At 59.3% G+C, this 26,694-nt stretch carries 15 protein-coding genes and 6 pseudogenes; 11 read left to right on the plus strand and 10 right to left on the minus strand.

What is annotated here, in order from left to right; translation table 11 throughout:
- Positions 1–25 precede the first annotated feature (25 nt).
- Together AO064_RS04455 and AO064_RS04460 are read right to left on the minus strand one after the other, a co-directional pair.
- A complete protein-coding gene (locus AO064_RS04455; protein ID WP_064052544.1) occupies positions 26–1,459 on the minus strand; it encodes an aldehyde dehydrogenase family protein in 1,434 nt (477 codons plus the stop codon).
- 14 nt (positions 1,460–1,473) lie between these two features.
- Positions 1,474–2,601 carry a zinc-dependent alcohol dehydrogenase family protein gene (locus AO064_RS04460; RefSeq protein ID WP_064052545.1) on the minus strand — a complete coding sequence of 376 codons (1,128 nt, stop codon included), beginning with the start codon at positions 2,599–2,601 and terminating at the stop codon, positions 1,474–1,476.
- 226 nt (positions 2,602–2,827) lie between these two features.
- Here AO064_RS04460 and AO064_RS04465 point away from each other — a divergent pair, with 226 nt between their 5' ends.
- From AO064_RS04465 to AO064_RS31655, 4 genes and pseudogenes are all read left to right on the plus strand, one after another.
- Positions 2,828–3,721 (plus strand): NAD(P)-dependent oxidoreductase, encoded by an 894-nt coding sequence (locus AO064_RS04465; RefSeq protein WP_064052546.1) that lies wholly within the window; start codon positions 2,828–2,830, stop codon positions 3,719–3,721.
- Between the two features lie 77 nt (positions 3,722–3,798).
- Positions 3,799–4,611 (plus strand): N-acyl homoserine lactonase family protein, encoded by an 813-nt coding sequence (locus tag AO064_RS04470; RefSeq protein ID WP_064052547.1) that lies wholly within the window; start codon positions 3,799–3,801, stop codon positions 4,609–4,611.
- Positions 4,612–4,958: 347 nt separating this feature from the next.
- Positions 4,959–5,891, plus strand: a pseudogene (locus tag AO064_RS31650) (cache domain-containing protein); the annotation flags it as partial.
- 261 nt (positions 5,892–6,152) lie between these two features.
- Positions 6,153–6,749, plus strand: a pseudogene (locus tag AO064_RS31655) (methyl-accepting chemotaxis protein); the annotation flags it as partial.
- Positions 6,750–6,807: 58 nt separating this feature from the next.
- Here the strand turns inward: AO064_RS31655 and AO064_RS04480 are convergent.
- The 5 genes from AO064_RS04480 to AO064_RS04500 all read right to left on the minus strand — a co-directional run bounded on the left by AO064_RS04480 (position 6,808) and on the right by AO064_RS04500 (position 12,952).
- Entirely contained in the window at positions 6,808–7,719 is a 912-nt protein-coding gene (locus tag AO064_RS04480) for an N-acyl homoserine lactonase family protein (RefSeq protein ID WP_082893879.1), read from the minus strand.
- A gap of 224 nt (positions 7,720–7,943) precedes the next feature.
- Positions 7,944–8,954, minus strand: a complete 1,011-nt coding sequence (locus AO064_RS04485) for a LacI family DNA-binding transcriptional regulator (protein ID WP_064052550.1) — start codon at positions 8,952–8,954, stop codon at positions 7,944–7,946.
- Between the two features lie 60 nt (positions 8,955–9,014).
- Positions 9,015–10,370 (minus strand): c-type cytochrome, encoded by a 1,356-nt coding sequence (locus AO064_RS04490; protein WP_064052551.1) that lies wholly within the window; start codon positions 10,368–10,370, stop codon positions 9,015–9,017.
- Positions 10,367–12,145: a GMC family oxidoreductase gene (locus tag AO064_RS04495; protein ID WP_064052552.1), complete on the minus strand. Its 1,779-nt coding sequence runs from the start codon at positions 12,143–12,145 to the stop codon at positions 10,367–10,369. Before AO064_RS04495 ends, AO064_RS04490 begins: the two co-directional genes overlap by 4 nt.
- 81 nt (positions 12,146–12,226) lie before the next feature.
- Positions 12,227–12,952 carry a gluconate 2-dehydrogenase subunit 3 family protein gene (locus AO064_RS04500; RefSeq protein WP_064052553.1) on the minus strand — a complete coding sequence of 242 codons (726 nt, stop codon included), beginning with the start codon at positions 12,950–12,952 and terminating at the stop codon, positions 12,227–12,229.
- A gap of 651 nt (positions 12,953–13,603) precedes the next feature.
- On the opposite strand from AO064_RS04500, the pseudogene AO064_RS31145 reads away from it, so the two are divergent.
- A pseudogene (locus AO064_RS31145) lies at positions 13,604–13,687 on the plus strand (3'-5' exonuclease); the annotation flags it as partial.
- A 174-nt stretch (positions 13,688–13,861) separates the two neighbouring features.
- Here the strand turns inward: AO064_RS31145 and AO064_RS04505 are convergent.
- Positions 13,862–15,481 (minus strand): methyl-accepting chemotaxis protein, encoded by a 1,620-nt coding sequence (locus tag AO064_RS04505; RefSeq protein WP_064052554.1) that lies wholly within the window; start codon positions 15,479–15,481, stop codon positions 13,862–13,864.
- A 479-nt stretch (positions 15,482–15,960) separates the two neighbouring features.
- Here AO064_RS04505 and gabP point away from each other — a divergent pair, with 479 nt between their 5' ends.
- The 6 genes and pseudogenes from gabP to AO064_RS31670 form a co-directional block, all read left to right on the plus strand.
- A complete protein-coding gene (gene gabP / locus AO064_RS04510) occupies positions 15,961–17,370 on the plus strand; it encodes a GABA permease (protein ID WP_064052555.1) in 1,410 nt (469 codons plus the stop codon).
- Positions 17,367–18,443, plus strand: a complete 1,077-nt coding sequence (gene gbdR / locus AO064_RS04515) for a choline metabolism transcriptional regulator GbdR (RefSeq protein ID WP_064052556.1) — start codon at positions 17,367–17,369, stop codon at positions 18,441–18,443. The genes gabP and gbdR overlap by 4 nt, the downstream gene beginning before the upstream one ends.
- A 458-nt stretch (positions 18,444–18,901) precedes the next feature.
- On the plus strand, positions 18,902–19,987 hold the full coding sequence (locus tag AO064_RS04520; RefSeq protein ID WP_122256289.1) for an ABC transporter substrate-binding protein: 1,086 nt from the start codon (positions 18,902–18,904) through the stop codon (positions 19,985–19,987).
- 1,287 nt (positions 19,988–21,274) lie between these two features.
- Positions 21,275–22,324, plus strand: a pseudogene (locus AO064_RS31660) (sensor histidine kinase); the annotation flags it as partial.
- 213 nt (positions 22,325–22,537) lie between these two features.
- Positions 22,538–22,873, plus strand: a pseudogene (locus AO064_RS31665) (response regulator transcription factor); the annotation flags it as partial.
- 519 nt (positions 22,874–23,392) lie between these two features.
- Positions 23,393–23,743: pseudogene (locus AO064_RS31670) on the plus strand (ATP-binding protein); the annotation flags it as partial.
- A 27-nt stretch (positions 23,744–23,770) separates the two neighbouring features.
- On the opposite strand, the gene AO064_RS04530 reads toward AO064_RS31670, so the two are convergent.
- Positions 23,771–25,354 (minus strand): rhamnogalacturonan lyase B N-terminal domain-containing protein, encoded by a 1,584-nt coding sequence (locus tag AO064_RS04530; RefSeq protein ID WP_064052559.1) that lies wholly within the window; start codon positions 25,352–25,354, stop codon positions 23,771–23,773.
- Positions 25,354–26,586, minus strand: coding sequence for a pectate lyase family protein (locus tag AO064_RS04535; RefSeq protein WP_064052560.1), 1,233 nt, complete (start codon positions 26,584–26,586; stop codon positions 25,354–25,356). Before AO064_RS04535 ends, AO064_RS04530 begins: the two co-directional genes overlap by 1 nt.
- Positions 26,587–26,694 lie beyond the last annotated feature (108 nt).

A 26,694-nucleotide genomic window follows, 5' to 3' on the forward strand; every position in this document is an offset into this window, starting at 1 on the left:
ACCTGTATTGTTTTTATTGGTGTGTTCAGTTGGCAAGCGAAAAGCCGACGATGGCCTTGGTTTCCAAGTACTCCATCAGTCCGTGCGCCCCCCACTCTCGGCCATTGCCGGACTGTTTGAAGCCGCCGAAGGGCGCGCCGATATCGGCCGGCGGATAGTTCAGGTGAACCTGGCCAGCACGCAGGTGCCCGGCCATATCGCGGGCGTGGTTCAGATCAGCGGATTGCACGTAGGCCGCCAAGCCGTAAGGCGTGCCGTTCGCGATTGCGATGGCTTCTGACTCGTTGTGATAGGCAATGATCGACAACACCGGGCCGAAGATTTCCTCTTGGGCAATGGTCATGTGCGGGGTTACGTTGGCGAACACCGTGGGCTGGACGTAATAGCCCTGTTGCAGGCCCTCGGGACGGCCGACGCCACCGCAGACCAACTCAGCGCCTTCGTCAATGCCGCGTTGCACAAGGGTTTGTACGCGTTCGAACTGAGCCCTGTTGACCAGCGGCCCCAGCTGGGTATTTTCATCCTGCGGATCACCGACACGGTACTTCGCCACCTCGATCCGAGCGATTTGCACTACGTCGGCCATGCGTTCCGCCGGCACCAGCATGCGAGTCGGGATCGAGCAGGATTGCCCGCTGTTGGTGAAGCACGCGGCGATACCCTTGGAGACTGCTTGGCTGAAATCAGCATCGCCCAGCACTATATTGGCCGACTTGCCCCCCAGCTCCTGAGCGACGCGTTTGACCGTGTCGGCGGCGGTTTTCGCCACGCGAATACCGGCCTGGGTAGAGCCGGTGAAAGACACCATGTCGATGTCCGGGTGCGCACTGATAGCGTGGCCCACGTTGGGTCCGTCGCCATTGACCAGGTTGAAGACCCCTGGCGGTACGCCCGCTTCGTCCAGCACCTCGGCAAACAGCAAGGCTGAGAGCGCAGAGAATTCGCTGGGCTTGAGGACGATCGTGCAGCCGGCCGCCAGCGCCGGGGCGATTTTCACCACGATCTGGTTGATCGGCCAATTCCACGGAGTGATCAACCCGCATACGCCGATCGCTTCGCGACGTATCTGGGTCGTGCCCTGCAGCTCGTCGAACTCGAAACTGCGCAGCACACGAATGATTTCCTCGATATGCAGCGAGCCCCGTGCCGCCTGGGCCGCCCGGGAGAAGGCAATCGGCGCGCCCATTTCCAGGGTCATCGCCTGGGCAAACTCTTCGTATCGACGCTTATAGATGCTCAATACCCGCTCAAGCAAATCGATGCGCTGCCCCGGTGTCCAGCGTGAATAGTCCGCGAACGCCCGGCGTGCAGCGTGTACTGCGCGCTCCACATCGTCGGCGTTGCCCATGGCCAGTTCACCATAGGCTTGCTCGTCAGCCGGATTGATCAGGGTAAACGTGGCCTTGCCCATCGGCTCGACCCATTGCCCATCAATGTAGAACTTGTCTGTAGGGTACATGGCGACACTCCTGCTCAATCGAACGTGATGATCTGGCGAACGGCTTCACCGTCACGCAGGCGATCCATGCCGACATTGATCTCATCCAGGGTCAATCGGTGCGTCACCAGCTTGTCGATCGGCAGGCGACCGAGACGGAATAATTCCAGGTAGCGCGGGATGTCGCGACTGGGCACGCTGCTGCCCATGTAGCTGCCGCGCAAGGTGCGCTCGTCAGCCACCAGGCCGACCATCGGCACCTCGAATGTCGCGTCCGGTCGAGCCAGGCCGGCGGTGACGACCTCGCTGCCGCGCTTGCCGACTTTCCAGGCCGTTTGCAACGCAGCGGATGCCCCCGCGAACTCCAGCGCCACATCAACACCTCCGCCGGTCAGGTCGCGGATGGCTTCGACCAGGTCAGGGTCGGCTGCATTAAACATATGCTGCGCCCCCAACGATTTGGCCATCGCCAGTTTTTCCGCATTGGTATCGATGGCGATCACTTGGCTTGCGCCCGCCGCTAGCGCGCCTAGCTGCGCCGCCAGGCCTACGCCACCCATGCCGACGATTGCGACGGTCGAGCCCAGTTTTATACTGGCGGTATTGGTCGCTGCGCCAACGCCGGTCAAGACGGCGCAGCCAAACAGTGCCGCATGTTCCAAGGGAATATCTCGGGCCACGCGCACCAGAGAGCGTGTCGAAACCACGGCGTATTCGGCGAATGCGGAGATGCCCGAATGATGATTGAGGACTTGTTCCCCGCGCTGCAGGCGTCGATCACCGCGCAACAGCGTGCCAGCCGCGCCCGCCACCGCACCGGGGCCGCAAAGGGCAGGGCGCCCACCCGAACATTCAACACAATGGCCACAGGAGGCGACGAACACAGTCACGACATGATCACCCACAACCAAGTCGTCGACATAAGGCCCGACCGCGATGACCACACCCGCGGCTTCATGCCCGATTACCATCGGCAGCGGACGTGGTCGCACGCCTTCGATCACGGACAGATCGGAATGGCAGATGCCGGCTGCGGCGATCTTGATCAATACCTCGCCGGGTCCCGGATCTCGTAGCTCAATCGTATCGATGCGCAAAGGTCGGCTTTGGGCAAATGGAGCCGGCAAACCCATCTGGTCCAACACGGCAGCTCTGATTTGCATGGGGATTTCCTTTAAATCAATTGTTTTTATGAGGGCGCGTTCAGCGATTTAGTCGTATCACTGTATTACAATATTACAGCTTCAACAATACAGGGGGTTCAGGCAGCAAGTCGTAATTGGTCTGAATTATTGACATATTGTATTACAATACTTAAGGTGTTCTCACAAAGCGCCCGGGGTATCTGAGCACCTTGGCCAAAAAAACAATTAACCATCGAGATACGCTATGAACGACGATAACCAAGGCACTCGCCCTACAGTCCTCTTCATCGGGCTGGGGATGATGGGGCGCCCGATGGCAAGTCTTATTGCCAAGGCGGGATACCCTTTGTTGGTGAGCGACACCAACGACCAGGCTGTCAGTGATCTGTGTGCAGAAGTGGGCGCCCGTCGCCTTGAAAGTGCGCAGACACTTGCCGATGTCCGTATCGTCATCACCATGTTGCCCAACTCCCGCATCGTCAATCAGGTGCTTGTGGGCGACTATGGTGTCGCCAAACGCCTGGCGCAGGGCGCCTGCGTGATCGACATGAGTTCCTCGGAACCGCTCGAAACCCAAGCGCTGGGCAAACAACTGAATGAGCTGTCGCTGTGTTTCCTTGATGCGCCGGTTTCCGGTGGCGTGAAACGCGCTATTTCCGGGACGCTGCAAATCATGGTGGGCGGGGATGTCAACGTGCTCCAGCAACACCGCGAGCTGCTGGACGTCATGGGCAGCTCAACCCACGTTGGTCCAAATGGTGCAGGTCATGCGGTCAAGGCGTTGAACAACTTTGTGTCTGCCACCGGGTTGTTGGCCACCGTTGAGGCGCTGCATGTGGGTGAGAAATTCGGTGTAGATCCGGCAGTGATGACCAGCGTGCTCAATAATGCTTCCGGCGGTAACTTCACCACGGCCAACAAGGTCAACCAGTTCATGCTCAGCGGCACTTACGCATCGGGCTTCGCATTGCAACTGATGGTCAAGGACCTGAAAATCGCCGTCACCCTTGCAGAGCAGATGGGTCAGCAGATGAAGCTCGGCCATGAGTGCCTGGCCGTCTGGCAGGAAGCGGCGCAAAGCACCACGCCTCAGACCGATCACACTGAGATGTACCGCATCATCGATGCTCACGGCTAGTCGACAAGCTGCGCGCTACCGTCCGGGGCGTCACCGCTACGTCCCGGCTCTTCGTCCAACTGCTGGGTATCCGAACCATGAACATCGCCCCCGCGATTGAGCCTTTTGACGTGTTCGCGGTGAAATATGCCGAGCATCGGCGCACCGCCTCCTCGAACTTCCTCGGCGGCGACCCGCACGATGGGCCGATGCCCATGGATTACTTTATCTGGGTCGCGACCAACAGCACCGGCACTTGGGTGATTGATACCGGCTTCAACCAGGCCACGGCCCGCCAGCGTGGGCGAGACTTCATTCGTTGCCCGGCTGAATCGTTGCGGATGCTCGGTATTGATGCGGCCGCTGTCGACAACGTGATCATTACCCACCTGCATTACGATCATGTGGGCAACTTCGACCTGTTCCCATCGGCCACTTATCATCTTCAAGACCATGAGATGCTGTTCGCAACCGGACGGCACATGGCGCACACGTGTGCACACGAGGCCTATGACGTCGAGAATGTGGTCGGGATGGTCCGCGAGGTCTACCGCGGGCGTGTGCAGTTCCATGACGGTGACGCCACGTTGACGCCCGGCCTTTCCGTGCACCTGGTGGGAGGGCATACCATGGGTTTGCAAGTGGTGCGCATTTTTACCCGCCGAGGCTGGGTGGTACTGGCCTCCGATGCCAGCCACTACTACCGCAATTTTATCGAGGACCGTCCATTCCCGATCGTCTTCAATGTGGACGATATGCGCAGTGGCTGGGCCCGAATCAGATCGTTGGCCGATTCCGAGCATCATATTGTCCCGGGGCATGATCCCTTGGTGATGAATCGCTATTCACCGCTTGCTGGCGCGTCGGAAGGCTCGATCTGCGTGCTCCATGAGCACCCCACATATCGGTGATTCCTGACGGGCTTGGCTGTCGGTGTCTGATCAATATTATTTATATGAACCAGTAAATCTTATTGTTTTTATTCCTGGCGGCTGCTCGCTACTGTCCAACCCGCGCGTAACCAAGTCGCCGCCTGACTCAAGGCCACCTCGTTCTACGCAATCCTCTTATAAAAATGACTCGATAACATTCTGGAGTGCAGATGAACGTCAAACAGAAGTTGACCTGGGCGTTTGTTGTGATCGCCTGCTTGCCTGTCTGCCTGATTGCGACACTGGTGGTCATGGATTTGCGCAACGCCGCCCGCGATGATTTTATCGAGGGCAGTAACCGGGAAATACGCCAGGTTGAAACGGCGATGCAGTTGTACTTCGAAAGTATTCGCCAGAACGTCGACTACCTCGCCTCTCAGCCGTTATTGCGCAACGCTGACGGCAGCCTGAAAAACTACAGTGGCGCCAACGCTCCCAGCATTGCGCAAGGCGCGCTGGATAAGCAGATCTTTGATTTTTATGCGCACTTGGCCAATAGCCATTCGGCGTATTCCAACATCATTTTCGGTAACAGCACCGGCGGTTTTGTGTCCTGGCCCGACAACCCGAACCGGGCCAATTACGACCCCCGCGAGCGGCCTTGGTATAAGTCTGCGTTGAGCAGTCCAGGCAAGACCCTGCGTACCGATGCTTACTACTACGCGCCTAAAGATGCGGTGTATGTCAGCGTTGTGCGCAGCATCGATACCCAACTGGGTAGCAACAGCGGCGTGATCAGTATCGATGTGTCGTTGCAGCAACTCACCGAAATCATCAAACACATCAAACTCGGCGAGAGTGGTTACCTGATGCTGGTCGAGCGCGACGGCAAGGTGTTGGTTGACCCTCAGCAACCTGCGCATAACTTCAAGACGCTTACAGAGATCGGCGGCGGCTATGAACAGTTGGCCAACGCCCGGAAAAGCGCGTTTGAAGTTGAGCTCAACGGTGAACGTTATATGGCCAACGTCTGGCCCTCCAGCCAATTGGGTTGGAGCTTTGTGGGCCTGATCAAACAGCAGGAGGTGATGAGCTCTGCGACCCACTTGGCGTGGGTGATTGCGATCATTGCGGGCGTGCTGGCGCTGGTATTTGCCCTGGTGGGCGCGAGCTTCGCAGGCTTGATCGTAAGACCGATCCGCAGCGTCGCCAGCGGCTTGCAAGGCATCGCCGAAGGCGACGGCGATCTGACGCAAAGCCTTCACGTGCGCGGCAAAGATGAAACGGCGCAGTTGGCCAACTGGTTCAACCAATTCCTGGCGGCGATCCGCAGCATGATCAGCAGCATCGGCCAGGCTGCACATAACATTCTGACCACATCCAACGCTGCCACGCAGGTATCCAGCGACATGGCTGAGGTTGCAGGGCGCCAGCGTGAGGCCGTGGATATGGTTTCGACCGCCTTCCATGAAATGGTGGCCACCGCCAACGAGATTGCGCGTGCCTGCAGTCAAGCTGCCGAGTCAGCCGACAGCGGCTGGACAAAAGCACGCGAGGGTCAGCAGCAGATTGATGCGGCGGTCAGCAGCGTTGACCAACTGAGTCATGAAATCGAGAAGTCCGCCGAGTCGATGCAACAACTGGAACGTGACAGTAACGATATCCAGTCGATCCTCGGCACCATTCGCTCAATCGCCGAGCAAACCAACCTGCTGGCACTGAACGCCGCCATTGAGGCTGCACGCGCTGGCGAGCAGGGCCGTGGGTTTGCCGTGGTCGCCGATGAGGTCCGGGCGCTGGCCAAACGCACGGCGGACTCCACCGCCGAGATCGACGGGCTGCTGGGCACCTTGGCCAAGCGTACGGGCCTTGTCACGCACCAAATGCGTGCCAGTCTGGATGTCTCGCAACAGTCGGTTAGTCGAATCGGCGTGGCGCGTACCAGCTTCGGCCTGATTCGCGATTCTGTAGATGTGATTCGAGACATGAACACTCAAATCGCCACGGCAGCTGAGGAGCAGCATCAAGTCGCCGAAGGCATCAATCTGCATATCAGCCAGATCCATGGCGATGCGCAACGTGTCGCAGAGTTGGCTGAATCGGCGCGTTTGAATTCATCGGGTTTGGCCGGGTTGTCTGCGGAGCTGGACAGCCTGGTCCGGCGTTTCCGTACCTGACAAGCGCGCAGGATGAGGGCCAGTGCCTGCATTGGCCCTCGTTGTGTGACGCTATTGCTTACTCATACCAGGCCGGCGATTTCAGCGCATTCCGCACGAACTCAGTGCTGTGACCGATCCACAATTGCGAGTGGGTCTGCTTGAGGAAATCTTCCATGGCTTGTCGCGATTCAGGCGTGCCGGCGTGCTTTTCCTTGTCCGGCATGCGGTTCTTCGTACGTTCTTCGGGGTAGTGGTAAAGGTCGCCGGAAATCAAGACCCCGCCGTATTGCTTGAGCTTCACGTACAGCGATTGATGGCCGGGGGTATGCCCCGGGGTTTGTTTCAAAATGACTGAGCCATCGCCGAAGACATCGTGATCGCCTTTGAACAGTTGTTGGGGGTTTTGTTTGAGTGAGGCGAAAGACGCCGCGTTTTCCGGGGTGGCCTGTGCAGTGAACATGAAATCCTGCTCGGCTTTGGAGGTCAGCCACGTTGCGGTCGGGAATTCGCTGATGTTACCCACGTGATCGAAATGCGAATGTGAAAGCGCGAGGTAGTTGATGTCCGTTGGTGCGACCCCAATGTCGGCCAACTGGCTGAGCAGTGTCTTGGTAACGATTTGTCCATATCCATCAATGGCATTTTCATACACCGGTCGTCCGATCAAACGGTCAGACAGCCCGGTGTCGAACAACAAAACGCCTTTGGGGTGCATGACCAGGTAGCAGGTGACGGGCATGTTGGTATCGACCACTTCTTCACGCGTCAGGTTGTACGATTCCGGGTGGTTGTATATCAGCTGTCCACAATCGAGCACGTAGACGCGCAAGGTTTTTACGATCGGCAGCGGAGCCATCGCAGGCCGATGCTGAGCGGGTGAAGAGGAGGGTGTTTGGGCGTTGACCCAGCCTGCGCCGCATAGCGCAACCGCCATGCACAAGCCCAACCCAAGTGTCTTTTTACCGATTGCAATGCGCTTATTTTTCATCACGTTCTTCTTGTTTTATAAGGTGAATGATTTCGCACGTTATCGCCACGTGGGTCGCCGCTGAGTGCGTGAATGGAGCCAATCACCCCATAAAAGCAAACGCCGCGCGTAGCCAGTGAGTGCGCAAACCACTCTAATTAATTGTATTACAATGTGTCAATGTTATTGGTTGGTTGGGGAGTGGCGCATTGGCTAAAGCTGATGGCATAACGCGCATTGGGAGGTCAGAGGTTTTCGTCGATGACGATCTTCATCACCAGCGGCAGTACGGGTGGCGTATCAATTATCCCCTGCTGATGCAGCAGGTAATCGATACAGGCTTGCACCTGGCCTTCCGGGTCTTGGTCCAGCACCAGCGACATCACACCCTGGCGCAGCAGGCTTGCATGCAATGCGCTGGCCTCATGACCGATCCACACGGGGTGTGCATCTGCCTGGGCGAGGGCCGCCTGGATCCCCAACGATCCGCTGCCGGTGTCGTATAGTCCCGCCAAAGGTTGATCTGCAAGGCATTGCGCGACGGCTGTGCGGGTGAGTTCATCGTTGTCGAAGCACTCGATTGGGCCTATGACGCGCGTGTCGGGTGCATGTTGCGCCATCACGTCGATAAAGCCTTTGGCCCGCTCCTGGTGAGCAAAAAAATCCAGTGAGTTGACAACCAGCAGTACCACCCCCGGCCGCTGGCCGACCCACTGACTCATCAACCGTCCGGCGCTGCGCCCGGCGGCATGGTTGTCGATGCCGACATACACAGCACCTTGCACATCGGTGAGGTTGCTGGTGAGTAAAACGGTGGGCGTGCCGCCCTGCACGATGGCGTTTAATGCCTGGTGCACGGTGGGTGTATCGGGGGCGATCACGATCATGCCGTGGCGACGTGAGCGCGGTTTGCGCAGGGCGTCGAGCAGTTGCTGCGGTGAGCCCTCCGCCCAGCGTTGATGACGCAGGGTAAGGTGGGCGCTGAGGCGTTGGGCTTGGCGTTCGAAGGCTGCAGCCAGACGCTTGAAATGGTCGGTGGCGCTGTCGCTCAGCAACACATCGACAATCATCGGGCCGGTAAATGGCGCAGGCAGGCCCGGGCGGATGCTCAGGGCGCGTGCCACGGTCAGGACCTTGCGCCGTTTAACATCGGACACCTTGCCACGGTCATTGAGCACTCGGTCTACGGTGCTCAGGCTGACGCCCGCCAATTCTGCGACCTTCAACAGACCGTGACGCTTGAGTGTGCTGCTCATGCTAAGCACGCTTCCTGTGAGGGGTGGGCCTGTGAGTGTACCGGCAGGCCCTATACGGCGTCAGTGAGAGGTACCGTCCACGCTCAATTGCGCCGGCAATTTGCGCGCCTTGCGTACCTCGGCAACTTGATTGGCGGTCACCTCCGGCGCGGCATTACCCCAGCTGTTGCGGAGGTAGGAGAGTGTTGCCGCGATCTGTTGGTCCGACAGCTTCCATGCAAAGCTGGGCATTGCGCCGCTGGTGGGATTGTCGAGGGTCACCGCGCCGCGGCCGCCTTCCAGCACCGTGGTGATCAAGCTTCGCGCATTCTCAGCCTGGATACCGGGGTTATCGGCCAGGCTCGACGCCAGTTGATTGATCCCCTTGCCATCGCTGTTGTGGCACGCCGAGCAATTAGCCGAGTACACGTTGGCGCCTTGTTGCATCAATGGGGTACTCGCCTTGAGCGCCCGCGGGCTGCGGGTATCCGAACCGGGTAGGGTCTTGAGATAAGCGGCGATGGCGTACAGGTCTTCGTCGCGCATGTGCTGGGTCGAGTTGGTGACCGCTTCGGCCATCGGCCCGGACGCTACGGCCACGTGGTTGCTGCCGGTCTTTAGGTATTGCACCAGTTGCGCATCGCTCCAGCCGCCGATACCCACGTAGGGGTTGCCGGTAATTTCCGGTGCATGCCAGCCGGCCAGTTCGCCGCCTTGCAGGTACGCGCCACTCTTGTCACCGCCGAGGAAATTCTTCGGCGTATGGCAAGCAGCACAGTGCCCTAGGCCGTCGACCAGGTAGGCGCCGCGGTTGACCTGCTCGGTAGCGCCTGCCACCGGTTTGAACGTGGTGTTATCAAAGAACAGCAGGTTCCAGCCCATCATCATCAGGCGGATGTTGAACGGGAAGGGCAGTTGATTGGACACGACTTCGTTATTCACCGCCGGCACCGTTTGCATGTAGGCCCAGAGGTCATGCATATCCTGGTCGCTGACTTTGACGTAGGCGTTATAGGGCATCGCCGGGTAGAGGTTCTCGCCATGCCGGCCTTTGCCTTCACGCACCGCACGGGTGAACTCCTGCTCGGTCCAGGCACCAATGCCGGTATTTTTGTCGGAGGTGATGTTGCTGGCGAGCAACTTGCCGAACGGCGTTTCCAGTGCGTAGCCTCCAGCAAAAGGTTTTCCATGACGGGGATCGGTATGGCAGGCCGCGCAGTCCCCGGCGATGGCCACGTAACGGCCACGCGCTACGGCGAGGTCTTCCTGTTGCTGGGTGCTTGGCGCCTTGATTCCGGCACTGTGGTCGGCCTGTTGCCCTGGCTGGGCAATGCTGTCCGCTGCATCGGCAACGCTGAATGCACCGTACAGGCCAATGGCCGAGCCCAGGGACAACACGGCAGTGGCTGTCAGGGCCATGCGAAGACGCGGGTTCATGCTGGCATCTCCACCAGTGGGCCGGGTTTGGCCAGGTATTGATCGATGATCGCCTTGGCAGTCCACAGGCTCAGAGCACCGATGGTCGAGGTGGGGTTGTAGCCGGCGTTGTTGGGGAACGACGAGGCGCCCAGCACAAATACGTTGTGCACATCCCAGCTCTGCTGATAGCGGTTGAGTACGCTGGTTTTCGGGTCCAGGCCCATGACCGCGCCGCCGATGGTGTGGTCGCTGGAGGGCAAGTAAGGCCCATAGTTGACGGCGGCAGCATCAAAGCCATTGACGATTTTCGCGCCCATGGCCTTGCCGATTTCTACAGCTTTTTCTTCGGTGAACCGGGCCATGCGCCGGTCGTTTTCGTTGTAGTCGAAGGTCACTCGAATCAACGGATCGCCGTTGGCGTCGGTGTATTCCGGGTCCAGATCCAGATAGCACTCGTCGTGGGAGAAACTGGTGCCCTGGTTGAAGATGAAAGTGCCGTTCTGGAAGGCATGGTTATAGGCCTTTTTCCATTCGCTGCCCCAGCGTGGCGTGCCCGGTGGTACGGCATCGGCGTTACCGATCGGGCGTGCGCCACGGGCGACCACGAGGATGCCGGCCCCGCCGATAAAGTTCTTGCCCGTGTGGTCGAAGTTGTCGCCGTTATAGTCATCTACCTGCGCAGAGAGGGCGCCTGCGCCAATGTACTGATTGAGCTGTTCGTCCTCGAAAAACAGATTGGCCCCGGACACGGTCTGGAAACTGTAGGCTCGGCCCACGACTCCTGAGCGAGTTTCGGGGTTATAGGGCTTGCCGATTTTAGAGAGCAGCAGCAAGCGCACGTTCTGCATCTGGAAGGCCGAAAAAATCACGATGTCCGCGGGTTGCTCCCATTCCATCTTATTGCGGTCAAGGTAGCTCACGCCGGTGGCGGTCTTGCCGTCTGCGGCGAGGTTGGCGCGCAGCACGGCCGACTCGGTCAGCACGGTAAAGTTGCTGCGTTGCATCAGTGCAGGAATCACGCAGGCATTGGGGCTCGACTTGGAAAAGTTGCCGCAGCCGTAATACAGGCAGTAACCGCAGTAGGTGCACGGCCCCATGCGCACACCGAGAGGGTTGGTGTAGGCCTGGGAGGCCTGGCCAGCTGGCACCATGAACGGGTGCAGGCCAAGTTTTTGGGTGCCTTCGGTGAACAGGTCCGTCAGCCGAGTGGTGGCCAGTGGCGGCAGCGGGAATTCACTCTTGCGGTTGCCTTCGAAGATATTCGCGCCGTCGATCTTCTCGCCATTCAACATGCCGGCCTTGCCCGATACGCCGGCAATGCGTTCGAAGCGCTCGTAGAAGGGCTCCAGGTCGTCATAGGTGACGCCCCAGTCCTGCACGATCAGGCCTTTTTCAATCTGCTGCTTGCCGTAGCGCTTGAGGGTAAAGCTGTAAGGCTCGAAGTCGAACGGCAGGAAGCGCCACGCCATGCCGGCCCAGTGCGTACCTGAGCCGCCGACGTTGTAGCCCAACTCGTTCATGCTCCAGTCGCGGGTCGGCAGGGCAGTTTGCGAACGGTTGTTGCGGAACGTAGTGGTCTCGATGGCTGGCGGCAGCAGCATGCTGCGGCGGGTGTCCCAGCGCAGTTCGTCGGTGTCTACCGAGGGCGGAAAATCAGTGGCGGTTTCAAACCACGGACCACGCTCGATCGCGATGACATTCAGCCCGGCGCGGGTCAGTTCTTCGGCAATCAGCGAGCCGCACCAGCCGAGGCCGACAATCACTGCGTCGACTTTGGGGCGTACATTGGCCATTCAGGAATTCCTCTTCGTTACAGCGAATCACGGTCAGTCGGCGATGATGGCAAGGCCTCATCACTCAAGTGTTCTAGGGGATCAGAGCGTGTTATCGATCAGGCTGGTGGGGATGATGTTGAGCTTCTGGCCCTTCTTGGCAATAACGTCACGGAAGTCATAGCGTGCGCCGGGGAAACCAAGCATTTTCCAGCTCGCCATGCCTTTGTTGCCGCCGTAGATCGGGTCAGACAAGAAGCCTTCACGCACGTTGGCCAGCACCTGTTCGAAGATCTCCTTGGCGCCGTCGTCAAACTCGGAACCAACCTTGACCGCGTTTTTTTCGAAGCTGCGCAGCACCTGGTCCTGTTGCTCGCCTTGCAGTTGCAGGAAGGGTTTGCCGAACTGCGCCTGGCTGTATTCGTCAATCGCCACCAGCCCCTTGCGCCAGCGGTCGGCGGGGGTGAGTGCTGACTGAGTGCCTTGCTCGAACGTACCTTTGACGAAACGTCCCAGCCGATAAAGCGTGGCACCTTTGCCGTAGTCACCGGCCAATTGGCGGTCGATAAACGTCGCGCAACCGGCTTCCTTGCCTCCGATAGACAGCTCGTCTGTTGGGATCAACCGTTCGGCAATCGCTTCGGTGGTCTGAAATTCATGTTGATTGAAAAACGCCAGACCGCCCTGACGTACAGTGGGTAAGGTCGGCAGGCTATCCGTGCCCGGTTCCCAGGGTTGGCCTCCGGTGATTTCTTCGGCGCGGGCAACGGGTAATGTCGACGCAGCCGCCAGCGCGATGGCCGACGATAAAAAGTCTCTGCGCTGCATGAGGGTTCCTTTGAGAGTCTGGCGCGTTTCCCGTGCGCACACGGCAGCGCCCGCAAGGCTTGAAGCCAGCGGCAATCACACGAACATGGGCGGCGTGGGGAGAACGAACGGGGGTGATTCAAGATGTTTCGAGAAGAAGTCTAGGGTGCGACAAATCACCGCGCTATTAAAACTTTTGACGTAAAACTTTCAAATCATCGCTAACAGGTCGATTCAAGCCATTGATAAACCGTATTATTTTTAATCTGGAGTGATGCTGTTGTGCTAGGCAGGCCCTAACGAAAAAAAGCCTCAACGCCTCGCAGTGAGAGATTGAATGTCTAGCCCCACACTCAATAACCGCTCGTAAAATCTGGATTGTCATCCCCGTAAAACAAGTACAAGATCAAGTATTTTTGCATCGCCGCAATAACATAAAATTCATTTAAATCAACGAATAAACCACCCAGTGTGCGTCTCGTTTCCCGCTCCAAACACAAAGAAAAAGCCACTCTAACGAGTGGCTTTTTTTTGCCTGGTCTTTATGAAATAGACGCTTAGGCGTCTTTTTTCGTTTCTGCGGAAAACCACTGGAAACCAGTAGCAACAATTACAGTATTAAGTACAACATTACGACAGACTCGAATTTGTATTGTTGCTGGGTCCTTCCAGGATAGCCGAGCGCGCCTTGGCCTTCCGGCTTATCACGCTCACCATGCATTAACCGATGCACTGGCCACCGCCGAGTTGTTGTAGGCGCAGATAGCGCCTCACTACCCGATAACCACGTCTGTTGGCGAGTTATGGAGCGGAGTCACCGCTTGATAGTGAAACGCTCGCGCCAGTCTGACCGTTATCCCCAATGTTGCGCGATCCGTTTGAGACTCCTCATCCCGTCGGGCTTGGATAACGCGTACCGCGTAGTTGTTTTCAAACAACGAAGCGATTCACCATCTTATTAAGATCAACCGCCAGCTTTGACATTTCCCCGCATGCGCTGGCTGTTTGACTGGCGCCGGCAGAGCTCTGCACGGCAAGCTCTCGAATGCTCACGAGATTACGATCAACTTCCCGGGCAACGTGGGCTTGTTCTTCAGACGCGGTTGCGATCAACATATTTCGCTCATTAATCTGCGTGATAGCCTTGGCGATTTGATCCAGCGAACTGCTGGCCTCCTGTGCCACATCGAGGGATTGGGTTGCCAGCTCTTTGCTTTTACTCATGGCTTCCACTGCTTCAGCTGAATCGCTCTGCATTGCAGAGATCATCTGTTCGATCTCTTGAGTGGAAGCCTGCGTTCTGTGCGCCAACGCTCGGACCTCGTCAGCAACGACTGCAAAACCGCGGCCTTGCTCACCAGCCCTGGCAGCTTCAATCGCTGCGTTCAACGCCAGGAGGTTCGTTTGCTCAGCGATTGCACGAATCACTTCGACGACTTTGTTGATGCTTTGAGCTCGCTCTGACAAAACCTGAATCTTGTCACTCGTGGCTTCAACATTGCCGCTGAGTTTTTGAATCGACTTCAACGTTTGAGAGACTCGCTCCAAACCGGTCTCAGTAAAGCCCTGGGTGCGACGTGACTCTTCCGAGGCCGACTCCGCATTACGGGCCACCTCATCAACCGCCGCACTCATCTCAGTTACCGCAGTGGCAGCTTGGTTGACCTCATCATTTTGGGAGATGAGACCTCGACTGGATTCCTCAGTGACTGCTGTCATTTCCTCTGCGGCTGAGGCCAGCTGTGTCGATGAATCGCCGATTTGCATGATGGTTCTGCGTAGGTTCTCTTGCATCTGGGCCAGCGCTTTTAACAGACGTCCGGCTTCATCCCTCCCGCTGACTTGCACTTCTTTGGAAAGATCACTACCTGCAATACGTTCGGCCACCGATAGCGCGGCGCCGATCGGGCTCGTAATACTCTTGGTCAGGAGTGTTGCCAACGCAACAGTCAGGACTACGACAACTGAGATAAGGCCAATGATTACCCAGATGCCGTCGGAGTAAGTATTGGTAGCGTATTGCCCAGCCTCTGTTGCGCCATTGTTGTTGAAGTCAGTCAGGGCTTTGATCTCACCCTCCATCCTATTCGTCAACGGCCGGATACCTGTACTCACTAAGTTGACGGCGGCAGGTATGTCACCGCGCGCCATCAATGGTTCAAGGATATCCAACTGTTTGGTGTATGCATCGGCGGACGCTCTCACCACTAGATAACGCGTGCGTTCCTCGTTGCTAGCGATCAGAGGTTCATAATTCAGCACCGCATCCGTGAAAGCCTTCCGGTAGCCTGCGAAGGACGCGACGGTCGATTGAAGTGTTTGAGGGTCAGCAAGTGCGCGCTGGGTTTCAAGTCTGAGCCGCATTACGCCGACATTCATCAACGCCGTTTGTCGGATACTTGGAAGCCAATTGGTTTCGACGTCTTTTTCGGCGTCCCGTAGCTTTCCCATCTGCAAGGCGGCGACTGCGCCGAGCACAAAGACCAATACAATAATCGACGCGAAAAACAAGGAGGCTCGTGGAGCTACGTTGAGGTTTCTTAGGTGCATATGAGCTTCCTGACTACGAGGGAATGATCTAGGTATCTAGACTATCGACCTGACGTAAATAAACTTAATCAGGCAGCCTTGGTTATCCGATCTGCTCAAGAACGCTTCGCTGTTAGATTGAATACCGACTCAGTTAATTTGCCAGACGTTTACTTCCATGGGGCCTACGATCCTGATTTTCTCGGCGGGCCGGTTCAGCTTCACCGCATCACCGCTTGGGCGAGGCATCCCAAGCCTCCTGAACCTGGCCCATTCTGTTGGGTTGGGCATCCCGCAGCTTGAGGATTGGGGGGGCGAGCGGGGCTCTGCAAGGCGGATAAGCTGCTTTGGCCCATGTCGATATCAGGCGCTTGTGTGCCGTTGTGAGGCTATTTTCGCGGCGGGAATGCCGCGTACTGTGACCCGTCATTAAAAAAAGATGATCACCTGACCCTTCAGTCAGTGCGTCCTGGCGTCGATCACAGAGAATAAAAACAACGATGAATAGCCTGAGTTCCAAGGATTCAAACGGCCAGCTTGCGCAGGGCTTCAAGCCGCGTCATGTCACCATGCTCTCCATCGCAGGCATTATCGGTGCGGGATTGTTTGTCGGCTCCGGGCATGCCATTGCGGCGGCGGGGCCGGCAGTGATGCTGGCGTATCTGTTTTCCGGACTGTTGGTGGTGCTGGTCATGCGTATGTTGGGGGAGATGGCGGTGGCCAACCCGGACACCGGCTCTTTCTCAACCTACGCCGACCAAGCCATCGGGCGCTGGGCCGGGTTTACGATCGGCTGGCTGTACTGGTGGTTCTGGGTGCTGGTGATTCCCATCGAAGCGCTGGCCGCCGGGCATATCCTGAACCAGTGGTTCCCGCAGATCGACGCTTGGCTGTTTGCCTTGTTGTCGATCTTTTTGTTGGTGGTCACCAATTTGTTCAGCGTCTCCAAGTACGGCGAGTTCGAGTTCTGGTTTGCCATGGCCAAGGTGGTGGCGATCATTGGTTTCATCGGTCTGGGGGGCGCGGTATTGATGGGCTGGATCCCGGAGCGGGAGGCCAGCGGCTTGAGTCGACTGATGGAAGAGCACGGCGGGTTCGCACCGAATGGCTTGTCTGCGGTGGTCGGGGCATTCATTACCATCATGTTCAGCTTTATCGGCACGGAAGCCGTCACCATTGCGGCCGCAGAGTCCAATAACCCAGCGCAGAATATCGCCCGGGCCACGCGTTCGGTGATGTGGCGCATCGGGGTGTTTTACGTGCTGTCGATCTTTGTGGTTATTTCCGTTGTGCCTTGGAATGACCCGCTGTTGGCGTCGGTCGGTTCTTATCAGCGCGCACTGGAGTTGATGAACATTCCCCATGCCAAGCTACTGGTGGACGTGGTGGTGTTGATCGCCGTCGCCAGTTGCATGAACTCGTCCATCTACATTGCTTCGCGCATGTTGTACTCCCTGGGCAAGCGGGGCGATGCGCCCACGCTGATGAAAAAGACATCGGCAGCGAGCGTGCCAAGGGCCGCAGTCATCGCCAGTACGGTACTGGGGGCTGGCGTGACCTTGCTCAGCTACTTCATGCCTGCGGGGCTGTTCCAGTTTCTACTGGCCAGCTCGGGTGCCATCGCCTTGCTGGTGTACTTGGTGATCGCGGTTTCACAACTGCGCATGCGCAAGGTCCTGCAACGCCGCAACGTCACGCTGACGTTCAAAATGTGGCTGTTTCCCTGGTTGACCTGGTTGGTCATCGCCTTCATTTGCACCGCATTGACGGTGATGCTGTTGACGCCTGAGCATCGCTTTGAGGTGTCTTCGACCATCGGGTTGGCCTTGTTGATTTCCCTGGTCGGTGTCATCACGGCACGGCAACCCGACAGCGCGCAGAAGCCGATGCCCGTCGCTTCGCGCCCATGAACACCCGGCCTGTTACCCGTCTGGTTTTCTTGCTGCTGGACCAGTTCACCCTGATCTCCTTGGCGTCTGCGGTCGAGCCGCTACGCATGGCCAACCAGCTGTCGGGTCAGGAGCTTTATCGTTGGCACACCGCAAGTGTCGACGGTAATCCCGTATGGGCCAGCGATGGCATGCCCATCACACCTGACTGTTCGGCAGGCAGTGCGCCCGCTGCCGATATCGTGTTGGTGTGCGGCGGTACGAGCATTCAGAACACGGTGACCGGCGAGCTCGTGAAGTGGCTGCGCACCCAGGCGCGTTATTCGAAGCGCCTGGGCGGTATTTGTACCGGCAGTTGGGTGTTGGCTCGCGCGGGGTTGCTCGACGGATTTGAATGCAGTGTGCATTGGGAGTGGTTGGCGGCCATGCAGGAAGCCTTCCCACGGGTGACCCTCAGTGCCAGCGTGTTCACCCTCGACAGGGATCGCCTCACCAGCTCGGGAGGCACCGCGCCGATGGATATGATGCTGCATCTGATTGGTCATGATCATGGGCACGAGCTGTCGGCGGCGATTTCGGACATGTTTGTGTACGAGCGCATGCGCAATGAGCAAGACCACCAGCGCGTGCCCCTCAAGCATATGCTGGGCACCCAGCAACCGAAGTTGCAGGAAGTCGTCACGCTGATGGAGGCCAACCTGGAAGAGCCGATCAACCTGGATCAACTGGCGGAGTATGTGGCCTTGTCGCGCCGACAGCTTGAGCGAATGTTCCAGAAGTATCTGCACTGTTCACCCTCGCGGTACTACCTTCGATTGCGGCTGATTCGCGCGCGCCAATTGCTCAAGCAAACGCCCATCTCGATCGTGGAACTGGCCTTGCTCTGTGGGTTTGTGTCCACGCCGCACTTCTCCAAATGCTATCGGGAGTACTTTGGCGTGCCGCCCAGTGATGAGCGTCTGGTGACGTCCAGTGAGCGAGCCAGCGTGCTGAAACCGATCCTTCAGGTCGTGCCGGTGTCCATGCCGATGAACACCTTGGAGCAGGCACGGGGGGAGTTGACGTTTGCCAGCGTTAAAAACCTGAAATCGTAGGCTCAGGTGAGGACACTCGTTTGAGTGGCCTTGCTAAACCCGAGGTCCATTTTTTTCGCCCAAGGAAACCTCTTCTTTGGCTTTCACCGCGCGCCCCCACCCAAGTGTCGTCGTCGGTGTTACCTTGTGGGACGCTCAGTGGGCCGAAACCCGCCATGGCCGCGCGCGAATAGGGCACTTTGATACTATGCTCATGCCAGTGCAGGCATTATCGCAGTGGCTTTCGTCGGCACTGCTGTGATCTGGGCTTGCTGCGACCCATTCTGCCTCATCAGTTTCGCCCGCTATGTTCGCATAGGTTTGAGCGTCGATGGCGTGCAAACCCAGGAGCAACCAGAGAGGCAAGCGCCTTCCCGACTATGAGCGACTGCTCCAACCAGACCAAGCAGTCGATCCAGGCTGTCGCCGGGTGCTGGTGGATTACTTTTTGGTAAATCCCATGCACGATGGAGAACAGCATGAACGCTAAATCAATCCACAGAAGCTTATGGCGCTTCGCCGGCTGCGTGACCGGGCTGGTGATGGTTGTTGCCAATCCAGCCCAGGCCGCCGGCGACTCAACCGCAAGTCATAGCATTGCCTTCAGCAACTCCTATGCCGGCAGCGATTTTCGCAAGGTGATGGTACGCAACTGGCAGGAGATTGCGCTCCAAGCGCAAAAGGATGGCGTGATCCGGGAGGCCCCGGTGGTCAGCGCCAATAACTCGGCGTCGGAACAAGCTGCCCAGATCCAGGACATGATCGTCAAGGGCGTCAACGCGATCGTCATCCTGGCCGCGTCCGACACAGCCCTCAACGGAGTGATCCGCGATGCCTGCAATGCCGGCATCGTGGTGGTCGTCATGGCCAGCCTGGTCACCGAACCTTGCGTCTATACCGTGGACTACAATTGGTCCGCCATGGGCCGCGTGGAAATGGACTATATCGCCGAGCGCCTCAAGGGCAGCGGAACGCTGTTAGAGATCCGCGGCATTGCCGGCGATGCCACCGATAAAAATATCAGCGACGGCATTCGCAAGGCCGCCAGCGATTACCCTGGCCTGAAGTTCGCCAAGACCGTGTACGGGAACTGGACGGCGTCCGTCGCACGCAAGGAGGTGGCGCTGGCGCTGGCGTCGCTGCCCCGCATTGATGCCGTCGCTACTCAAGGGGGCGACGGTTATGGCGCCGCCATGGCGTTCAAGGCGGCGGGACGCCCGTTGCCGATCATTGTGATGGGGAACCGTCAAGACGAACTCGCCCTGTGGCAACAGGAACGCGATGCCAACGGCTACGAGACCGTCTCGGTCTCCGCCTCCCCGAGCGTCTCCCAAGTGGGGTTCTGGGTGGCCCAGCAGATTCTGGCGGGCAAGCAGGTGCCGAAGTTCGTCGAGGTACCGCTGGTGCGCATCGATGCGAAAGACCTGGACGCCTGGCTCGCCACTATGCCCGTGGGCGGCGCTGCCAATCCGCTCTACAGCCAGGCGTCCGTTGTGGGGATGATCGACGCGGCCAACAATAATACGGTGGCGCCCGCGCCTTTGCCAGAGGTGATGAAGCCGTAGCGGCGGGCGGGGATGCGAGGTGCCATGTTGACATTCAAACCCTTCAGGGACAGGCCCATTGCCGTCAAAATTGGCCTGGCGGTCGCTGCACTGGTGTTCCTGATGCTGGCGGTATCGCTGGTGAACCTCTACGGCCTGCGAGGCATGGTACGTGCAGTGGATTCGGCCAGCCATTCTGCGGAAATCCTGGCGTCGGTCAACGCGGCCACGGGGCGGGTGGAAAATTTTATCGCCACCCGCGACCAGGAAAGCCTGATCCAGGCCGAAGGCATGGTGGCGACGGCTATCGTCGGCCTCACTGCCATTCCGGTGGCAGAGGCGCAATCGCTCAAGGGCAGTCTGCAGAGGCTTGCCGCGGCAATCGCTACCTTGCGGGCTGCGACCCTGACCATGGATGGCGAAACGGAGAACATGACCGCCCACTACGGCCGGATGCGAGAGGCGACGATCCTCGTCGAACAGGGCATTGCCGACGGGCTGAAGGAGATTGTTTCGCGTGCCGCCGACCATCAGGTGCGGGTAAGCAACATCGAAAGCGCCCACCGCATCCTGGATATCCTGCGCAACAGCGAACGGATCATCACCGCCAATCTGGCCAAGATGCTGGTGACCGGTGATCGTGCGGCCGGCATCGCGGCGCGGGACACCTGCGCGGCACTGCCGCCCGTGGTCGAGCAATTGCGCGAGGTGATGGCGGCGCCGCAGCAGGTTGAGGCCCTGGATCAGTTGACGACGGCGGTCGCTGCTGCCTGCCTGGCGGTCGAGCACCTTGGCGAGGCGCCCAAGCTCCGGGGAGGCGAGGCGTTGCGGCATCTCGCCGTCCTTGGGGATGTGGCCGAGCGCCTTGAAGCGATGTTGGGTGAACTGGACGAGCACGTTGCCCATGACGCCAATGACATTCAGGCCGCCACGGGTTTACTGCAAAATGCAGCCGCGCTGTCCAAGCGTTTCGCCGAGCGTGTTGCCACCCTTGAGGCGCAGACCTTGTCGTTTCGCTTGTCACCGTCGCCCGAGGTCGCCAGCGCGGTCGGCGCCATCCTGGACGAACTCTCCCGTCTCTCGCGGGTTCTCCCTTCGTCCGTAGGGTTGCAAACCAAGGCTACGGCCTTGACGGTCTACGATCAGATCGCCGGTTACCGGGCGGCATTCGCGAGGTTCCATCAGGCGAGCAACTCCTTGAGCGGCGCGCGCGACCAGGTTCGCAATGAGGCACGGAGCGCCGGCCTGTTGGTTGCGCGCTTCGCGGGTGAAGCGCGCTCCGAGGCCTTGGTTCACAATGATCGCGGAATGCTTGCGACGGTGGTCGCGGGTACCGTTGCCATCCTGCTCGCAAGCGCCATCGCCTGGAGCACGTCGCGGTTTGTCGCGCAGCCCATCGTGGCGTTGGCCTCGGCCATGCGCCGGCTTGCGGCCGGCGACCTGAACGCCGCGATTGCCAGCGCTGGACGCGGCGACGAGATAGGGATCATGACCCGCGCCGTACGGGTGTTCCAGGAGAATGCCCTGCGTATTCGGGTACTGGAGGCCGAGGCTGAAGCCGAACGGCAGCAAGTCCAGGCCTCTTTGGAAAGAATGGTCGCCGAACGGACCGACACGTTGCACCAACAGACCGAGGTGCTGGAGGCGCAGGCCGTCGAGCTGATTCAGGCGCGCAACCAGGCCGAGACGGCTAACCAGGCAAAGAGCGATTTTGTGGCCACCGTCAGCCACGAACTGCGCACCCCCCTGACCCTCATTCTCGCCCCCCTGGAGCAGCTCTCGGCGGCGACCCTCCCGCCGGCGGACTGGCGTGTGCAAATCGACCGCGCCCAACGCAACGCGCTGCGCTTGATGAACCGGGTGAACGACATCCTCGATTTCTCCAAGGCCGAAGCGGGCAAGTTTGAGTTGTGTCCGGCGCCCATTGACCTGAACAAGATGGTGGGGGTGCTGGCGGAGGATGCCGCCATGGTGGCCGAGGGCAAAGGCTGCACCTTGACCTGCAGCATCGATCCCGCCCTCGGTACGGTGTTCCTGGACCCCCGACACTTCGAGAAGATTCTCCTCAACCTGGTAAGCAATGCCATCAAGTTCACGCCCGCTGGCGGCACCGTGCACCTGGCCGTCACTGCGCTTGATGGCGAGCGATTTGAACTCGCGGTGCAAGACTCGGGCATTGGCATTGCGCCAGACAAACTGCCGCTGCTGTTCCAGCGTTTTTCCCAGATCGACAATTCCGCCACGCGCCACTACAGCGGCACGGGCATCGGTCTTGCCCTGGTCAAGTATCTGGTCGAACTGATGGGGGGCGAAGTCGGCGTCAACAGTGAGCCCGGACAAGGCTCGTGCTTCTTCGTTCGCCTTCCGCTGGGTGATGAGCAAGACACCTTGCCGACCGAAGCCAGCGATATGCACGAGCGATCACTGGCGAGCACAACGAGCACCACCGAGCAGCGCCACCTGCGTTTCGACCACGGTCGCCAAGGCAGCGGCAACGACCGCGTTTCGATGCAAGGCGAAGATGACGAGCAGCACTTGGAACACGCCTCGCAGTCCAGGGTGCTCGTGGTCGACGACAGCCCGGAAATGCTGAGCTACCTCAGCGAGCTTTTGCACGATGATTACATCGTCGCCACCGCAGCTGATGGCGAGCAGGCCTGGGCACTCCTGCAGCGTCGGCCCATCGATGTCGTCCTCTCGGATGTAATGATGCCGGAGCTCGACGGCTTTGGCCTGACAGCCAGAATCAAAGCCAGCGCCGGCTTCGCCCATTTACCCGTGATCTTGTTAACCGCTCGCGGCGGCAGCGAGGCCTGCGTCTCCGGGCTGGAGAGTGGCGCCGACGACTATATCGCCAAACCGTTCTCGCCGCTGGAGCTCAAGGCGCGTGTACGTGCGGCGCTACGCATGAGCCAAGTGCAAACCGAACTGCAGGCAAAATCCCGTCAGGCGGGCATGGCCGAAATTGCCACGACGGTGCTGCACAACGTCGGCAACGTCCTCAACAGCGTGAACGTATCGGCGGAACTGGTCAGCAGCCAGATGCGCACCTCCAAAGCCCAAGGGCTGGGCAAGGTGGCTCAGATGATGAACGAACACGTCGATGACCTGAGCGATTTTCTCTCCAGCGACCCCAAAGGACAGATGCTGCCCGGCTACCTGCTCAAGCTGGCGGAAGTGGTGACGGCGGAGCAACAGGGCATCATCGAAGAACTCGAACAACTCACCAAGGGCATTGACCACATCAAAGCCATTGTTGCTGCCCAGCAGTCCTATGCCGTTGCCGTCAGTGTCGTCGAAACAGTCTCGGTGCCAGCGTTAATCGAGGACGCCTTGCGCCTGAGCGCCGGATCACGGGCGCGCCAGGAGGTGGCGGTAGTCAAGGAGATTGCCGACTTGCCCCTGCTGTCTCTGGACCGGCACCGGGTGTTGCTGATTCTGGTGAACCTGATCGGCAACGCCAGGCAGGCGATGGACGGCGTGGTCGATCGCAACCCGTGCATCACCCTCGATGCGTCCCTCGTTGACGGATCAGTGTTGCGAATGTCGGTGGCCGACAACGGCAACGGGATTGCGCCTGAGCACCTGGCGCGTATCTTTTCGCATGGCTTCACTACGCGCAAAGACGGTCACGGTTTTGGCCTGCACAGCTGCGCGCTCGCCGCGCAGGAAATGGGTGGCCGCTTGACCATGCACAGCGACGGGGCTGGACAGGGCGCAACCTTCACCCTCGATATCCCGCTTGATACGCCGCAGAACAAGCCTTTGCTGATGTGAAATGGACTGACCGAGTGCCAGTGATCATTACTGAACCCACTGCACGCTATCGAACACAAAACCCGGGCTCAGAAAGCCTTTACCGGTGTTGCCCGATGCAACACCGATCTCCAGTGTGTTCACGCCAACCTGCAACGCGCTGGCGGGGATGCTGACCTCAAACACCACGTTATTACCCCGATAAGTCCCACGGGTGATGCCCCGGCTGTCCGGCTGGTTCGACGCCGGTGGCACGGGCGCCTGCCAGCGCTGATTGACGCTCACCTGCGGGCGCCCACCGGCTTGAGCCAGGGAAATGAACAGGCGCAGGCGAGCGTCGCGCACTTGGTGGGCGGCCAGCATGAAGGTGATGCGCGTGGGGGTGTTGATGTCACGCCATTGTGCGGCGGGAAACTCGTTAGGGCGGCTGGTGCCGAGGGTGTAGGTGACCGGCTTCCACGGTGCCATGCGTGAGTCGCTGGGATGAGCGGAGGCGAGCAAGTGCGCGTTAAGAAACCCTGCCGGAGTGCCATCAGGTGTACCGATTTGCCATTTCACTTGGCCTGTCGACGGTTGCGCCTGCAGGCGCGTCTGCGTAGTGGCTCCCGCGTTGATATCAACGCTGCGCTGCGCCACCTCCAACTCATTCTGATAGAGCGTTACCCGGTACTGCCCTGGACGTATCCCCGTCAACTGGAACCGGCCGCTGTCTTCGGCACGGGCCCAATATTCGGCGCCGGCATTGCTCAAGCCGATTACCGCCGGCAATGCACTGGCCACGCCCGAAACCTGACCGGCCAGCGCTCCTCGTCCTATGCTGCCCAGGAAGCCGGCAAGGCCGAGGTTATCGTTGACGAAGCTCAGGTCTTTCACGGTGTCGGAGGGCGCGCCACCGTCGGTAAATAACAGCCCGTACACCCCGTGCAAGCCGCCGCGATAGGCTTCGGTCTGGGTGTGATTGGAGAACATGTAGTTGTACAGCTCATGGGTGATCGGCGTTTTCTGGGTGGCGATATCTTTGAAAAACGGCCCCCCAGCACTGAGCTCACGGTTGCCCATCAACATGTAGACCGCCACGCCCGTGCCTTTGACCGCGTGCAGAGGGTCGTCGATCATCGCGTGTGCCGAATAGAACTTGGAGCTGGTGCGCCCGTCGGGCAGCAGAAACACATCCTTGCCTTCGATCGCCGTGCCGACGTTGGAGTCGGTGCCGCGATCGGCCTTGGGCAGCTTGCTGACGTTGAGCCGCGCAACAAAGCGCAGCTCGCCCACCGGTAGCAGGGTTGGCGCGTAGGTCGCCATGTAAATGGCTGCGCGTCCTTTTTTCGCCAGGTAGTAGTGGATCACATTGCCCGCGCGAGCACTGATGACAATCACGTCCGCCACCGTGCGCGCGTCCACTTGCGCGCTGCCCAGGCCGGATGCAAGCTGCGAGGCTTTGGGCTCGGTGGTCTGCAATTCACTGTCGCGGTACCGCATGGAGACCAGGTCGCCATTGCGTGTGTCCACGCTGAACAGCAGGTCTGCACCGGTGTCGACGACGATTCGGGCGTCGGTGCGCGTGAAGCCGAAGCCGGCGGCGTGTGCCTGGGCCGCAAGCGTACAACACACCATCAGCAGGAATCGTCGCATCAGTGGCTGCCTGGATTGAGGTGGCCCGCACCCGCGTCGCGTGGGACTTCAATCCGCACACTATCGGCGGGCTGCGGGGTAACCAGGTATTGACGGTATGCCCTGAACGCCTCCAGTGCCGCGGCATCCTGGGGACGATAGTCGTCGCCACTCAGGTGCTGCAGGTTAGCCACACAGGGCCTGCCTAGCGCGGCCTGGCAGGTGTCGGTGGCCGACTGCGCGACGGGATCGAAGAGCGCGTACGCCGTGCCCGGTTGCCGGGTATCGTTGAACAACGGGTGTGCCACGTCTTCGAACGCATTGCCTTCCACCAGCAAATGGGAGCTGGCGGTACGGGACATGATCGCGCCCTGGTACGTCAGGTGGGCAAACAGGTTATTGACCAGTTGCGCGCGCACCTCGGCATCGCCCATGCCGCCCGAATGGGGCGCCCGGCCCGACGTGTCGTGCACATAGTTTCTGAGCAGCGTCAGCGTGTCGTGATGGCCCAGAAACAGCCACACCCAATAATGGTGACCATCACAGGTCGCGGAGTAGGGCGTGCGGCCGTCGAATTCGTTGTTGGAAATCGTCACATGGGTCGCGCTGCCCCAACCGGTCACGATCATCTGCCGCCCAATACGCGCAAAGGTGTCGTGGTCGATCCACACGCCATCGGCATCGTCCAGGGTGAGTGCATCGCCGCCCCAGACCACGCGTGGGTTGATGTCCGACAGGGTCAGGTTGCGCACAATGACATTGTGCGCGCCGCTCCCGATGAACAACCCCATGCCCTGGATACCGGCATGGGCCCCAACGCCCAATAAGGTCTTGTTCGAGCCCACCTTCAGGCGCTGCAAGCCGGCTTTGTCATAGGTCACCGTGGCGGGTGGTTTCGACTGGCACAAATGGTTGGCGCCGTCGATTGCCCATTGCCCACCGCCATGGGGACAGGCGTTGGCCATGCACCCGGCCTCTGTCACGTGGGCACTGCCGTCGGTCACCACCGAGCTGCGAAAATCGAAGACATGGTCCAAGGCAATAACGCGCGGAGTGTCATCGGTGCAATTGCCGCGCGTGTCGAAGCGTGCACACAGTGCTTTTTTCAGTTCGGCCGCCGTGGCGGGATGCACGGCCGCAACTTCGCCACCACCGGTTACGGCCTTGGCAAAACCGTCGGGATGACTTGCCGCCAGGGCCAACTGTGGTGTTAGCAAAGAGGCCGACAGCACGGAGGCTGACAGGTACCGCACAAAGGGATTCCGGAGGGGCAACGGCGTTGTCCTGAGTGGTTCATTCCAGGCGGCCAGGCCTTGTTAAACAGGCCGGCCATGATCCGAACACCCATGGGTATTAATCAA

The sequence above is a fragment of the Pseudomonas marginalis genome, assembly GCF_001645105.1.
Classification (GTDB): Bacteria; Pseudomonadota; Gammaproteobacteria; order Pseudomonadales; family Pseudomonadaceae; genus Aquipseudomonas; species Aquipseudomonas petroselini.

Bases quoted from the DNA above. Each gene is read 5' to 3' on its own strand.
- gbdR (WP_064052556.1), top strand. From the start codon at position 17,367: ATGAACACCCGGCCTGTTACCCGTCTGGTTTTCTTGCTGCTGGACCAG.
- AO064_RS04480 (WP_082893879.1), bottom strand. From the start codon at position 7,719: ATGAAAAATAAGCGCATTGCAATCGGTAAAAAGACACTTGGGTTGGGC.
- AO064_RS04520 (WP_122256289.1), top strand. From the start codon at position 18,902: ATGAACGCTAAATCAATCCACAGAAGCTTATGGCGCTTCGCCGGCTGC.
- AO064_RS04490 (WP_064052551.1), bottom strand. From the start codon at position 10,370: ATGAACCCGCGTCTTCGCATGGCCCTGACAGCCACTGCCGTGTTGTCC.
- AO064_RS04485 (WP_064052550.1), bottom strand. From the start codon at position 8,954: ATGAGCAGCACACTCAAGCGTCACGGTCTGTTGAAGGTCGCAGAATTG.
- AO064_RS04465 (WP_064052546.1), top strand. From the start codon at position 2,828: ATGAACGACGATAACCAAGGCACTCGCCCTACAGTCCTCTTCATCGGG.
- AO064_RS04500 (WP_064052553.1), bottom strand. From the start codon at position 12,952: ATGCAGCGCAGAGACTTTTTATCGTCGGCCATCGCGCTGGCGGCTGCG.
- AO064_RS04470 (WP_064052547.1), top strand. From the start codon at position 3,799: ATGAACATCGCCCCCGCGATTGAGCCTTTTGACGTGTTCGCGGTGAAA.
- AO064_RS04455 (WP_064052544.1), bottom strand. From the start codon at position 1,459: ATGTACCCTACAGACAAGTTCTACATTGATGGGCAATGGGTCGAGCCG.
- AO064_RS04495 (WP_064052552.1), bottom strand. From the start codon at position 12,145: ATGGCCAATGTACGCCCCAAAGTCGACGCAGTGATTGTCGGCCTCGGC.
- AO064_RS04505 (WP_064052554.1), bottom strand. From the start codon at position 15,481: ATGCACCTAAGAAACCTCAACGTAGCTCCACGAGCCTCCTTGTTTTTC.
- gabP (WP_064052555.1), top strand. From the start codon at position 15,961: ATGAATAGCCTGAGTTCCAAGGATTCAAACGGCCAGCTTGCGCAGGGC.
- AO064_RS04530 (WP_064052559.1), bottom strand. From the start codon at position 25,354: ATGCGACGATTCCTGCTGATGGTGTGTTGTACGCTTGCGGCCCAGGCA.
- AO064_RS04460 (WP_064052545.1), bottom strand. From the start codon at position 2,601: ATGCAAATCAGAGCTGCCGTGTTGGACCAGATGGGTTTGCCGGCTCCA.